At 66.2% G+C, this 13,493-nt stretch carries 12 protein-coding genes; 5 read left to right on the forward strand and 7 right to left on the reverse strand.

Features of this window, described 5'->3' with window-relative positions:
* Positions 1-100 precede the first annotated feature (100 nt).
* Together ACFYOW_RS17310 and ACFYOW_RS17315 are read left to right on the forward strand one after the other, a co-directional pair.
* On the forward strand, positions 101-283 hold the full coding sequence (locus tag ACFYOW_RS17310; RefSeq protein ID WP_387288963.1) for a hypothetical protein: 183 nt from the start codon (positions 101-103) through the stop codon (positions 281-283).
* A complete protein-coding gene (locus ACFYOW_RS17315) occupies positions 280-732 on the forward strand; it encodes a nucleoside deaminase (protein ID WP_387288965.1) in 453 nt (150 codons plus the stop codon). The genes ACFYOW_RS17310 and ACFYOW_RS17315 overlap by 4 nt, the downstream gene beginning before the upstream one ends.
* 16 nt (positions 733-748) lie before the next feature.
* Here ACFYOW_RS17315 and ACFYOW_RS17320 read toward each other — a convergent pair whose 3' ends face one another.
* Positions 749-2,032 (reverse strand): DoxX family protein, encoded by a 1,284-nt coding sequence (locus tag ACFYOW_RS17320; protein WP_387288966.1) that lies wholly within the window; start codon positions 2,030-2,032, stop codon positions 749-751.
* Between the two features lie 340 nt (positions 2,033-2,372).
* On the opposite strand from ACFYOW_RS17320, the gene ACFYOW_RS17325 reads away from it, so the two are divergent.
* The 3 genes from ACFYOW_RS17325 to ACFYOW_RS17335 all read left to right on the forward strand — a co-directional run bounded on the left by ACFYOW_RS17325 (position 2,373) and on the right by ACFYOW_RS17335 (position 5,508).
* Complete coding sequence (locus tag ACFYOW_RS17325; RefSeq protein WP_387288968.1) at positions 2,373-3,503, forward strand: phosphotransferase family protein; 1,131 nt, start codon at positions 2,373-2,375, stop codon at positions 3,501-3,503.
* Positions 3,504-3,511: 8 nt separating this feature from the next.
* On the forward strand, positions 3,512-4,642 hold the full coding sequence (locus tag ACFYOW_RS17330; RefSeq protein WP_387288970.1) for a hypothetical protein: 1,131 nt from the start codon (positions 3,512-3,514) through the stop codon (positions 4,640-4,642).
* 167 nt (positions 4,643-4,809) lie between these two features.
* The gene (locus ACFYOW_RS17335; protein ID WP_387288972.1) at positions 4,810-5,508 is read left to right on the forward strand and encodes a hypothetical protein; all 699 of its coding nucleotides are present in this window, start codon (positions 4,810-4,812) and stop codon (positions 5,506-5,508) included.
* A 6-nt stretch (positions 5,509-5,514) separates the two neighbouring features.
* Here ACFYOW_RS17335 and ACFYOW_RS17340 read toward each other — a convergent pair whose 3' ends face one another.
* From ACFYOW_RS17340 to mqo, 6 genes are all read right to left on the reverse strand, one after another.
* Positions 5,515-6,123, reverse strand: coding sequence for a cobalamin biosynthesis protein (locus ACFYOW_RS17340; protein ID WP_387288974.1), 609 nt, complete (start codon positions 6,121-6,123; stop codon positions 5,515-5,517).
* Positions 6,017-7,723, reverse strand: a complete 1,707-nt coding sequence (locus tag ACFYOW_RS17345; RefSeq protein WP_387288976.1) for a cobyrinate a,c-diamide synthase — start codon at positions 7,721-7,723, stop codon at positions 6,017-6,019. Before ACFYOW_RS17345 ends, ACFYOW_RS17340 begins: the two co-directional genes overlap by 107 nt.
* Before the next feature lie 241 nt (positions 7,724-7,964).
* Positions 7,965-8,579, reverse strand: a complete 615-nt coding sequence (gene cobO / locus ACFYOW_RS17350) for a cob(I)yrinic acid a,c-diamide adenosyltransferase (RefSeq protein WP_387288978.1) — start codon at positions 8,577-8,579, stop codon at positions 7,965-7,967.
* Positions 8,580-8,864: 285 nt separating this feature from the next.
* Positions 8,865-11,012, reverse strand: coding sequence for a VWA domain-containing protein (locus ACFYOW_RS17355; protein ID WP_387290029.1), 2,148 nt, complete (start codon positions 11,010-11,012; stop codon positions 8,865-8,867).
* A 298-nt stretch (positions 11,013-11,310) separates the two neighbouring features.
* On the reverse strand, positions 11,311-11,760 hold the full coding sequence (locus tag ACFYOW_RS17360) for a GNAT family N-acetyltransferase (RefSeq protein ID WP_387288980.1): 450 nt from the start codon (positions 11,758-11,760) through the stop codon (positions 11,311-11,313).
* Positions 11,761-11,778: 18 nt separating this feature from the next.
* Entirely contained in the window at positions 11,779-13,293 is a 1,515-nt protein-coding gene (gene mqo / locus ACFYOW_RS17365; protein WP_387288982.1) for a malate dehydrogenase (quinone), read from the reverse strand.
* Positions 13,294-13,493 lie beyond the last annotated feature (200 nt).

Consider the following 13,493-nt stretch of genomic DNA (forward strand, 5'->3'; position numbering starts at 1 on the left):
CGATAGGTACTGACGTGTTCGGCACAATGTTCGAGCCTACGTCCTGCGTGCGCGTGCCCGGCAATCACCCACCAGGGACTGCCTCCCTATACTTCTGCGCATGAATCGCTGGGGTCGGGCGGCGGTATCGGCAGCGCTGATCGGGTGGCTCGCGACGGGCGGTGCCGCACAGGCGGATCCGGGGTCCTATGTCCGCGCCGCAGGAACCGAGGCGACCCACTTTCAGGTGGGACCGCAGGCGGTCACGGAGCAGATCGGGTTCGACTACGGGTTGGCGCCATGACACAGGTAGAGCAACTGCTGGAGGTCGCATACCAGGAGGCATTGCGCGGCCGGGCCGAAGGCGGGATCCCGATCGGCGCAGCCCTGTTCGCGGCCGATGGCACCCTGCTCGGACGCGGGCACAACCGGCGGGTGCAGTCCGGCGATCCCAGCACGCATGCCGAAACCGATGCCTTCCGCAATGCCGGCCGCCGCCGCGACTACGGCTCGACCATCATGGTGACCACACTGTCACCGTGCTGGTACTGCAGCGGGCTGGTGCGCCAGTTCGGGATCGGTGCGGTGATCATCGGGGAAGCACAGACCTTCTACGGCGGGCATGACTGGCTGGCCGAGCACGGCGTCGCGGTGACCGTGCTCGAGGACCAGCGCTGCATCGACCTGATGACCGAATTCATCGCCGAACAACCGCTGCTCTGGCACGAGGACATCGGGGTAGCTGAGGATTGATGTCGGACAAACGATTTCAGCGGAAGTACGGATAGTCCTGCACCCAGTTGAACCCACGGCCGCGCAGCGGGAAGCTGTTCAGATCGACCTGCTGCAAGATGATGCTCACCGGCTGACCGTTCAGCTGCCCGCTGAGCTTCAGACGGTCGGGCGCGGACTGTTCGAAGGTGAAGTCGGCGATCTGGGCGGGTTGCGCGTCCGGCTGCTCCGGCAGGGCGGACACCGAGATCTTGTGGGCGGCGGTATCGACGGAGGGGACGGCGGGCACCAGGGTGCCGTCCATCTTCTGGTAGGTCATCCCGGCTACGTCGAAAACGACTCGCTGCCAACGTGTCTTGTCGGTGGTCAGCGGAGGGACCGGCACACCGTCCTCGGTGAATTCCGATACCGCCCAGATCCCGTACAGCGGCGGCTTCGGGCTGCCACCGCCGCCTTCGTTCCAGTACTTCAGGCCGGTGTGCACGAAGCCCGCTGCCATCCACAGGCCCAGGGCGACTTGCAGCGCGATCGCAATCCGGCGAGTTCGGTTGCCGCGGAATGGATCCGGCTGCGTGGTGGGTTCGGCCGGCCGGTTCAGCACCAGCACATTCGCCAACCGCCGCGCCTGCGGTGCGAGCAGCACCATGCTCAGCAGCATGAGGTGGAAGGCCAGGATCTTGACCGGGACGTCGAAGGTCATATTGAGCACGAACACCTGCGCCAAGCTCACCAGGCTCAGCATTGCGCCGAGCGTCGCGGTCCTCGGCAGGAAGAGCAGCAGTCCGCCCAGCACTTCGGCACAGCCGAGCAGGATCTCGTAGGTGGGTGAACTCCCGACCTGGTTCCACAACACCGAGGCGGGGCTGAACTCACCGTAGGGTTGCAGCAGTTTCGCCAGCGTCGGCGTCGGCATCTGCGTCGGAATCGCCTTGGCGAACCCGTAGAGCAGCATCTGACCGCCCAGGCACATCCGGATGAAGAGCAGGAACCAGGCCTGTAGTTGCCGATAGTTCGGCCTGCGCCGGTCCAGCGCGGTCCAGATGAGGGTCGCCACCGCGGCGGCGATCAGCAGACAGTAGACGAAGGTCCAGATGAAGTATTGATCGCCGCTGCCCGAATCCTCGCGCAGCACGACATCGGTATCGAAGAACAGTCGTCCGGCCGGCTCGATGATCGGGCGCAAGGCGCGAAATTCCCAGAGCACCGCATTCTCGGACAGCGATCCGGCGAGCAGCCCGGCGAAGGCGAACGGAATCTGGGTGAACAGCAGGCAGAACAGTCCGAAATAGCCGAAGGAGAACCGGAAAGCGATCCTGGTCAACGGATTCCACCGCACGGGCGGCTCGGGCGGTATGACGCTTTCTTCCCGATCGAGAACCTCTGTACCGACCGCGCTCACACCGAACCCTCCCTCTCACGACTCCACGTCAGCCGACGGTATCGGCGACGAAGCCCCGGCCGCTTCCAGGAAAACCCCGATTCGAACCCCCATCCATCGGCGTACGCGACTCCGCCGGAAGTATGACCCCCACCCGGTGCAGTGGATTGTCAATACCGAATATCACCCAGTGAGGGTCGCTCGATTTCTTCGAATTTCTGCGGTAAGCACCGACTAGAACGCGTTACAGTTTCCGCAGGCACATGCGTCAGGAGGACAAAGAATGGCCGACGATCCCGATCCCACCGCGCGACGGCAGTTGACCGTCAGCGCGCGGGACCTCGACACCCTCGCCGAGGACCTGTCCCGGTGGCTGGACGGCAAGGTCCACGCGGATCACCCGCCCAAGATTTCGGCGCTGTCGCGGCCGCAGGGTGCGGGGATGTCGAGTCCGACGGTGCTCTTCGATGCTGAATGGAGTGTGGACGGGCGCACGGACGGTGGTTCGTTCGTGGCCAGGATGACACCTGAGGCCGACTCGTTCCCGGTCTTCGAGAACTACGACCTGGAGCTGCAATACCAGATCATGGCCGGGGTCGCGGCCGCCTCGGCGGTGCCGGTCCCCGAGCTGTGTTGGCTGGAGACCGACGAGAAGCCGCTCGGCACAAAGTTTTTCGTGATGCGGCGCGTCGATGGACGGGTGCCGTCGGACAATCCGCCGTATGTGTTCATCGGCTGGCTCTTCGACGCCAGTCCCGAGGAGCGGGCGGAATTGACCGCCAAGACCGTCGAGGTCATTGCGAAGGTGCACGAAATCCCCGATCCGGCAACACGATTCCCGATGCTGGACGGTCCTGGTCAAGCGCTGCGCCGACATGTCGAATGGCACCGCAACTGGTACCGCTGGGCATTGGCCGACGACGGCTACCCGATTCCCCTGATCGAGCGAACCTTCGACTGGCTCGACGCGCACTGGCCCGCCGATCCGGGTCCGGACGTACTGAGTTGGGGCGATTCGCGACCGGGCAACATTCTGTACGACGGCTTCACCCCGGTCGGTGTACTCGATTGGGAGATGGCCGGACTCGGCCCGCGCGAACTGGATGTCGCCTGGGTCATCTTCATACACCGCTTCTTCCAGGACCTTGCCACCCGCTTCGATCAGCCCGGACTGCCGGACTTCCTGCGGCGCGCGGATGTCGTCGCGAAATACGAGGAGACCACCGGATATACGGTTCGGGATCTCGACTTCTACATCGTGTACGCCGCGCTGCGGCACGCGATCGTGATGGCCAGGGTCAAGCGCCGGATGATCCACTTCGGTGAGGACACCGACACCCCCGATCGCGATGACTACGTGATGCACCGAGCAAGCCTGGAGGCGCTGCTCGACGGAACCTACGAATGGGATTAGAGGAAATCATGGCTGCATCTGATGGTCGCTCCGCAGGCTCCGCTCCCTCGCCCCTTGACGAATACCCCATCCACCAGACCCACCTGTCGATGTCCCGAGTCGCAAGCAGCGACCGGAACTTCTACGACAGAAGCTATTTCAACGGTCACGACCGCGACGGCGGCACCTTCTTCGTCACCGGCGGCGGGGTATATCCGAACCTCGGGGTGATCGACGCGTACGCCTGCGTCCGGCGTGGCGACATCCAGCGCACGGTCCGCTTCTCCGACGCGCTCGGCGATCGCGACGTCGACCTGCGCGTCGGCGGCTACCGCATCGAGGTGCAGGAACCGCTGCAGCGGATCCGGGTGATCTGCGAGCACGATGACCTCGGCTTCGACCTCACCTGGCACGGATCCTTCCCCACCGTCGAGGAACAACCGCATCTGATCCTCAACGGCAACCGCCCGATCATCCAGGCCACCCGGTTCGCACAGGTCGGCTCGTGGGAGGGAACGCTGCACGTCGACGGCACGGATCTCACCGTCGACCCGGCCGTCTGGATGGGCACCAGGGACCGCTCCTGGGGCATTCGCCCGGTCGGCGAACCCGAGCCGCCGGGCCGGGCCGCCGCCGAACCATCCGGCGGATTCTGGTGGATGTACGTGCCGCTGCGCTTCGACGATTTCGCCATCGTGCTGATCCTGCAGGAGGAACCGGACGGCAAACGCACCCTCAACGACGCCGTCCGCATCTTCCCGGACGGTCGCACCGAGCAGCTGGGGTGGCCGCGCTACCACATCGAATACCGTTCCGGTACAAGGCATCCCATCGGCGCACGGCTGGAGATGACCACCCCCGACGGTAAGCCGCTCGAGGTCGAAGTCCGGACCGTCACCAATATCCCCCTGCACGTCGGCTGCGGATACGGTGGAGATCCGGACTGGTTGCACGGTCGATGGATGGGTCGCGACTGGTCCTCGAGCAGCAGTTACGACCTCACCGATCCGGCCATCGCGGGGCGCATCCCGTTCGGGGTCATCGATCATGTCGCGCACGCGCGCTGCGGGGATTCCGAGGGGTGGGGCCTGTTCGAACACGGAAGTCTCGGGCGGCACGATCCGACCGGGTTCGCCGACTGGGGTTCGGTCGCGCCGTAAGGATTCGGTGGGCACGTACTCGTACGTGCCCACCGGATTCAGCTTGTCGACCCTCGGATATCCATCACCCCACCGAACCACGCCGGTCTACTGGAACGGCCACGAATCGATCGGCTTCCCGCGGCTGAGAACTGTCACGCCGGCGGACGCGCCCGACGCCTGGCACTATGCGGCTCCACCGGCGGCACCGCCCGAGGGGTCATCATGACAAGTCTTCCCGCATTCCCGCCGCCGACGAAAGCCCGATCGACACCTGCATCCGGCTACAGCAGACCGCGCCCGCGGTCGAAGTGGAATTCCCGGGCGTGCCCGCCTATTTGGCCTTGACGCACAACGCCGTTGCGGAAGTCCTCGCCTGCGACAACAAGACCTTCGCCAGGGATCCGAAGAATTGGCCCGCGCTATACGACGGATCGATACCGCAGGACTGGCCGCTACGGGCCATCGTCCAAGGCGACCACCTGTCGACGAAGGATGGTGAGGATCACCGTCGGCTGCGTGGTCTGGTCGGGAAGGGATTTTCACCTCGACGGGTGCAGGCGATGCAACCGCGCATCCAAGAGCTCATCGATGGCCTGTTGGACGAGGTGATCGCCGCAGGTGACGGCGTGGATCTGGTACCAGCCTTCACCGACGCGCTGCCGATGGCGGTCATCGCCGAATTGTTCGGTGTGCCAGCTGCGGACCGGCCGCGGCTGCGGAAATGGACCTCCACTCTGTTGGCGCACACCACCCTGCCGGAGGTGGCGTTCGCGACCCAGAACGAACTCGGGGCCTTCCTGCACGAATTGGTGCAGCGCCAGCAGCCGTCGTTCTTCACCGTCGGCCCGTTGTCCCTGCCGATCGAATTGGGAAAGGTGTCCTGACGCTCGTTATGTCAGTGGCGATTTCGGGGTGAGCGCGGCCGCGATCACTATTCCGTCGATGGTCCGCTTGGGAATAACGAGCGGACCGTCGGCGGCCAGCAGCGCGGCCGCCTCGGCGACGCTGGCGGTGCCGAGTGCGTCATCGGTGCGTGCCGAGGGATTCGGTACGCCGACCTGGGCGAGCTCGGCCGCTGTGAAGGCGCGGACCGAGACGCCCAAGCCAGCGGCGGCAGCGCGAAGTTCCTCGGCGCGTCGATCGATAGTCGCGAGGCAAGCAATGGGCTTGTCGCCCAGCACTTCTCCCAGCGCCTCGAGAATCCGTTCACTAGACGTGCCCGGCCGGAAGCCGAGACCAACAGCCAGTTCAGGCGCTCGCGGATATCCTGCTGGCGCTGCCGTCGCATCGCACAGCGCTGCCACGGGATCGTGTGGATCTACCGCCGGATCAAGCTGTGCCGCGAACGAGTTAGGCCGAATCACCGGTGCGGCTGTGTGCAACTCGGGCGTGTCAGACGGCGGCACGGGTGCGGGCGTAGTCAGCGGCTGCGGCGACGAAACGGCTTGTGGCTCCGGGGTTTCCGGCGGGATGGGTGTGCAGGTAGGAGGCGTGGACACGGTGGATGAGAGCGCCCTCGCGGATCCGGTCGCCTGCGGCGTGCCAGCCCCAGGCGGGGGTATCGGTGCCGGTGGTGACCAGGCGGGTGCGGTGGAATTCGTGGCCGCGCACCCGTTCTCCCGTGCGCCACAGGGCGGAATCGGCCAGTGCCACGGCATCTCGATAGCCGAGAGTCAGGCGGGGGCCGAATTCGGCTGTCGCATCGACCAGCCCTGCCATCGGATGGCCGTCCAGCGAGCGGCAGAGATACAGGAGTCCGGCACATTCGGCATGCACCGGAAGGCCTGCCCTGGCCTGCGCGGCGACCTGCGCCAACAGCCGATCATTGGCCGCCAATGCTGCCGCATGCTCCTCTGGAAACCCACCGGGTAACACCAAACCGGCTGTGCCCGTGGGAAGTTCATCCCGCATCGGGTCGAAGACCACAACCCGTGCCCCTGCGGCCTGCAACAACTCCCGATGCTCGGCGTACCCGAAGGTGAACGCCGGCCCTCCGGCCATGGCGATCACGGGATCGAGCCCGGTGGCCGCATCCTGGCCGCGTGTGGACGTTGGCGGCGGACGATTCGCAAGTTCTGTGGCTGCGCGCACTCCCTCACCAACGCCGGCAGGAGCTACCACGCCGGCGCCGTCACGAGCCTCGGCAGCAGGCGTTGGTGCTGCCGGATTCGCGAGTTCTGTTGCTGCACGTGCTTCACCGGCGACCCCCGCAGTACCCGCAACGGCAGTGCCGTTGCGAGCCTCGGCATTCGGATGACTCGCGGTAGCCGTATACGTGCTGGTCGTGTCCGCGTCGATCGCTCCGCGCACGCTCGGCGCGACCGCGGTGATCGAGTCCTCGTATTCGCGGATCGCGGTTACCGGATCCCAGGCGGGGGCGGTGACGGTCGAGCGGGCGAGGCGGGCGATGGTGGGGAGGTCGACATGGGCGGCGACGAGGTCGGTCATTGCTTCGACGGCGGCGGTGGCGGCGTGGCCGTGTTCGACCGCGGGGATGAGGCCGAGGTGGCGGGAGGGGACCTCGAGTTCGGCCATGCGTGGTAGTGATCCGAGGACCGGGAGGCCGACTCGGTCGCACGCGGCGCGCAGTACCTGGTCGTGACGCTCGCTGCCGACGCGGTTCAGGATGACGCCGCCCAAGCTGATGGCGGAGTCGAAGGTGGCGAAGCCGTGCAGGAGGGCGGCGAGACTCTGACTGTGGCCGCGCGCATCGACGACCAAAACCACTGGGGCGCCGAGTAATCCGGCGACCTGTGCGGTGGAACCCTCGGCGATCGGTGCGGCGTGGTTCTCGTCGATGCGGCCGTCGAACAGGCCCATTACGCCCTCGACCACCGCCAGATCGCACCCGTGGGCACCGTGCCGGTACAGCGGAACCACACGTTCCGCGCCGACCAGCACCGGATCGAGATTGCGACCGGGCCGCCCAGCCGCCAAGCCGTGATACCCCGGATCGATATAGTCCGGCCCCACCTTGAACGGCGCCACCCGATGCCCGGCCCGCCGCAGTGCGCCGATCAAACCGGTCGCCAACGTCGTCTTCCCGCTGCCCGAAGCGGGCGCGGCGATCACCACCGCCGGAACCTGCCCTGTGCTCACGGCCGCCGCACGCTTTCTAGGACCCCCTCGTGTGCGCCCACACCGGGCACGGAGCCCGACACAGGGTGCCGATTATGCGGTGCCCGGTACCAGCCCGCACGCCAACAAGTCCAGCGATCACCTCGCACTCCCGCACACGAATTCGGAGTACCGCCCCGCGGCCTGTAGGTCGAGTGATCACTATGAACTGGTGCAGGCAAACGTCGAGTGCCGCGCGCCACCAATGCATTCTCGAGCGGCGTCACCATTCGATGCCTCGCTGGCCTTTGCGGCCTGCGTCCATGGGGTGTTTGACTTTGGTCATTTCGGTTACGAGGTCGGCGGCATTCACGAGGGCTTCGGGGGCGTCGCGGCCGGTGATGACTACGTGCTGGTTACCTGGGCGGTTGCGGAGGGTTTCGATTACCTCGTCGATATCGACCCAGCCCCATTTGAGGGGGTAGGTGAATTCGTCGAGGACGTAGAAGCGGTGCTGTTCGGCCTGCAGCCTGCGCGCGATCTCGCGCCACCCGGCCAGTGCGGCGGCCGCATGGTCCTCATCGGTGCCCTGCTTGCGGGTCCACGACCACCCCTCGCCCATCTTGTGCCATTCGACCGGCCCACCGACACCGGTCTCCTCGTGCAGGCGGCCGAGGGTGCGAAATGCCGCCTCCTCCCCCACCTTCCACTTGGCACTCTTGACGAACTGGAATACCGCGATATCGAATCCCTGATTCCACGCCCGCAACGCCATACCGAACGCGGCCGTCGACTTTCCCTTCCCCGGCCCCGTATGCACCGCGAGCACCGGCAAATTCCGCCGCTGCCGCGTGGTCAGCCCGTCATCCGGAACCGTCTCCGGCACACCCTTAGGCATCGAAACTCCTTGATAGCCCATCGGTCAGAACTTCCATCCGACCGCACGGCGGCCGAACTGGCGAAAAGTAATGGCCCCCAAGGCGCTCGCGCGCAAGCAACCCGATCGGCGGTGATTCCGAGCCGATCGACGACCGAGGGCGCGGAGAATCCCCCACACTGGTTCGCCGGCCAGCCTTCTCCGCGACGTGATGACGCAAGACGGATCGAGATGCCGATGCCGATGCGATCATGCGCCGAAAGGCCGAATGCCGGGCTACGGGTTCGGTAGGTAGATCCGCCACGATCAGGCGGCTCGTGTCACGCCGGGGCGACCGGATCCGGCGCGGACGACGTCGGCGACCGAGTCGCCGGTCAGTTCGGCGAGTTGGAGGTAGCCTGCGCGGAGGGTGCGGGCCAGGTCGGCGGCGAGGCCGAGGCGGACCATGCCGCGTTCGCAATCCACGACGATCGAGGTGATCGCCTCGGCGGCAAGCAGATTCGCGGCGGCGCGGGCGCGGGGCACCGGATCGACGCCGCCGGTGGCACGGCCGTCGGTGAGCAGGACCAGCATCGGGCGGCGGCGCGGATCGCGGACGCGTTCGCGGTGCACGACCTCGCGGGCCTTCAAAAGCCCTGCGGCGAGTGGGGTTTTGCCGCCCGTGCGAATACCGGATAGGCGTCGCACCGCGATATCCACCGAGGAGGTCGGCGGCAGGACGAGTTCGGCTTCCAGGCCACGCAGCGTGATCACGGCGACCTTGTCCCGTCGCTGGTAGGCGTCGCGCAGCAGAGCGACGACCGCACCGGTAACCGCAGACAGACGGTCGCGCGCCGCCATGGATCCGGAGGCATCGACCACGAATACCACCAGATTGCCTTCGCGCCCTTCGCGATACGCACCGCGCAGATCCTCGGCGGCCAGTTTCAACGGGCCGCCGGCTCGGCCTCGGGAGTGCTGGTGCGGTGCGGCGGCGAATACGGTGCCGAGTAGGTGCAGACCGCCGGAGGTATCGGTACTGGACCGCACCGTGCGTCCCTGCCTGGTCTGTGCGCGCGAACGGCGGCCCGCCGCACCCTCGCCGATGCCGGGCACCTCCCAACGCGGCGGTGTCACAACGGATGTCGCGGGAGCGCCGATACGACCCTCGCGCGCGGACGGTGACTGCCCGCCGTCCGGCGAATCCGATCCATCGCCGTCGGGGGCTGGTGCACCCGGACCTCCGGGGCCTGGACCGCCATCCGGATCGTCGTCCGGGCCTTGATCATCCGGGCCACCGTTAGCGGGACCACCATCCCGATCGTCCGCATTGCTCAACGCACTGTCGACATCGCTGGGGCCGCCGTCCGGACCACCACGCGAACCCCCACCGTTCGACCGGCCGTCGAGATCATCTCCTGCAAGGTCCTCCGCACCGTGCTCCAATTCCGCACGCTCGCTGGACTTTTCCGCCTCTTCCCCCGCCGCACGCATCGCCTCGTCCAGCTGCTCTTCGCTGATCCCGGGCTCATCGAACGGATCCCGCCGCCGCCGATGCGGCAATGCCAACTCGGCCGCAACCCGCACATCCGCCTCGGCCACCGCGTCCGCCCCGCGCCAGGCCGCATGCGCGGTTGCGGTCCTGGCAACCACGAGGTCTGCCCGCATCCCGTCCACATCGAATGACGCACACAGCGCGGCGATCCGCCGCAACTCCACATCATCGAGCGCGACGGACGCGACCCGGTCGCGGGCGGTGAGAATCCGCTCGGCCACCTCCCGATCGGCCGCGGCATAGCGTGCGGCGAATCCGGCCGGATCCGCCTCGTAGTCCAGCCGACGCCGCACCACCGACATCCGCATGTCCACGTTCCGCGATGCCGTGACATCGACGGTGAGCCCGAACCGGTCCAGTAGCTGCGGCCGCAGCTCACCTTCCTCCGGATTCATGGTGCCGACCAGCACGAACCGTGCCGGATGCGAATGCGAGACCCCATCGCGCTCGATATGCACCCGCCCCATCGCGGCGGCATCGAGCAGCACGTCCACCAGGTGGTCGTGCAGCAGATTCACCTCGTCGACGTAGAGCACGCCGTGATGCGCGGCCGCCAACAGTCCGGGCCGGAACGCCTGCTCGCCGTCGCGCAGCACCCGCTCCAGATCCAAAGAACCGACCACTCGGTCTTCTGTGGCCCCCACCGGCAACTCGACCAGCCGAGCCGGCCGCGCACCCGTCTCATCGACAACGGGCGGCAGCAATTGCGCAAGCGCCCGCACCACAGTCGATTTCGCGGTTCCCTTCTCCCCGCGCACCAAGACGCCGCCGATCCCGGGATGCACCGCACACAGGATCAACGCCAGCTGCAACCGCTCCTGCCCCACCACCGCCGAGAACGGAAAGCCCGCATCACCATCAGCACCGGGACGCGCCCCGGTCAGCGAAGAGGCATGCGGCGCGGTTTCGGTACGGGACATTGACACGCCCCAGACTCTATTAGCGCCACCACACCCACCCTCCAGCACCCTCCACTGCGGGACACCTCCAGGGCCGCACTAAGGGAAAGAGCGAGCCTTCCATTCAATCAACCACCACGGAGCGAGTCTTACGAGCGACCGTTCGCGGCCGTCTCGCGTCCGAGTGGCCGAAGCGCATGCGACGTAGTCGCGAGTCTCGGCCGCGCCGCTAGCGACTGCTTGCAGGTCGCTCGAAAGGATCGGACGCGAGACACCAGAGGCCGCGAACACGCCGCGCCCGCGCGGCCAGCAACACAGCTCAGCCCTTGCGCATGGGCAGATGCATAATGCCGTCTTCTTCGAACTCGTCGCCGTCGGGCTTGAAGCCGAACTTGGCGTACAAGTCGACCAGATAGGTCTGGGCACTCAGGCGCACGGTCGCCGAACCCGCCTCGGCGAGCGCGGCCTGCACCAGCCGGGTGGTGTACCCATGCCCGCGCGCCGGAGCCGACGTGCACACCCGGCCGATGCGGAACGATTTCACACCGTTCTCGTGCTCCTCGGTCAACCGCAGCGTCGAGATGATCTCGCCCTCGTCATCGAGCCAGAAATGGCGTGTCTCCGGCAGCAGGTCGAAACCGTCCAGCTCCGGGTACGCGCATTTCTGCTCGACGACAAATACTTCGACGCGAAGCTTCAACAGCTGGTACAGGGTGGCGGTGTCGAGATCGAGCGCCCAGGACCGTTTGAGTGCAACCGTTGACATCATCGCGTCTTGCTATCACAACTACGCGATCGGCGCGACCCCTGCGTGCTTCGGCGTGTTGTCCGACACACCGTTCAGGTTCAAGGTTTTGGTCGACCAATCCCAGACTTCCTGGAACAGCGCCTGATTCTCCGAGAGCTTCACACCCAGCGAGGGCACCATTTCCTTCAGCTTCGGCGACCAGTCGTCGTACTCGCGCGGGAAGCACCGCTGCAGCACGTCGATCATGGCGCTCACACAGGTCGACGCGCCGGGTGACGCGCCGAGCAGACCGGCAATGGTGCCGTCTTCGGCGGCGATGACCGCCGTGCCGAACTCGAGCACACCGCCCGCACCCTTGCGTCGGATGACCTGCACGCGCTGCCCCGCGGTGATCAGCTCCCAGTCGTGGCCGTCCGCGCGCGGAATGAACTCCTCCAGCGTGGCCACCTTGCCCGCCTCGGACTTGAGCAGCTCGCTGACCAGGTACTTGGTCAGGCCGAGTTCGGTGACGCCGACGCCGAGCAGCGAGAAGATGTTGTTCGGCTTCACCGACTTGAACAGATCGGTGTTCTTACCGTCCTTGAGGAACTTCGGCGTCCACCCGGCGTACGGGCCGAACAGCAGGCCGGGACGGCCCTTGATGATGCGAGTGTCCAAGTGCGGCACCGACATCGGCGGCGCACCGACGGCGGCCTTGCCGTAGACCTTGGCCTCGTGCTTGTAGATCAGATCCGGGTTGGTGCAGCGGATGAACTGACCGCTGATCGGGAAGCCGCCGAAACCCTTGGCCTCCTTGATGCCCGACTTCTGCAGCAGCGGCAGCGCACCGCCGCCGGCGCCGACGAAGACGAATTTGCTGATGAGCCTCCGGGTTCGGCGAGTACGCAGGTTGCGCACCTTGACCAGCCAGGAACCGTCGGACTGCTTGGTGAGGTCGCGCACCTCGTGACCGAAGGCCAGATCGACGCCGGAACGGCCGAGGTAGGCCAGCAGTTCGCTGCTGAGCGAACCGAAGTCGATATCGGTGCCCTCATCGGTCCAGTTGAGCGCGATCGGATCGGAGAAGTCGCGGCCCCTGGCCATCAGCGGCAGCCGCTTGGCGAATTCGTCGGGGCTGTCGACGTATTCCATCGTCGAGAACAGCGGATGCCGCGACAGCGCCTCGTACCGCTTGCGTAGGTAGTCCACATTGTCCGCGCCGTGCACGAAGCTGACGTGCGGGATGGGGTTGATGAAGGCGGAGGGATCGCCGAGGATGCCGTTCTCCACGCCGTAGGACCAGAACTGGCGCGAGACCTGGAAGCGCTCGTTGATGTCGATGGCCTTGCTGATATCGACCGAGCCGTCCGGATTCTGCGGGCTGTAGTTCAGTTCGCACAGTGCGGAGTGTCCGGTGCCCGCGTTGTTCCACGGATCGCTGCTCTCGGCGGCGGCCGCGTCCAGCCGCTCGAATAGGGAGATCGACCATTCCGGCTGCAGCTGCCGAAGCAGTGCGCCGAGAGTGGCACTCATGATGCCGGCACCGATGAGTACTACATCGGTCTTTTCAGTCATGGCAGCGTTCGGCACGGGTAGATCGACTTCCTTGTCCTTCTGCGCACGCCCACCCCCACGGTGGGCCTGCTGGGCACGGGCGCTATGTGGTTGTTGCGAGTCCTGCGTGACTCGGCGAGGTGTAGGTTACCCGCCGTTCACCTAGCCCAATTGTGCACCTCACCTGTTCGAAGTCCGACAACGAACCTACTGAATGTGAC

This window comes from Nocardia sp. NPDC006982, assembly GCF_042869435.1.
Lineage (GTDB): Bacteria > Actinomycetota > Actinomycetes > Mycobacteriales > Mycobacteriaceae > Nocardia.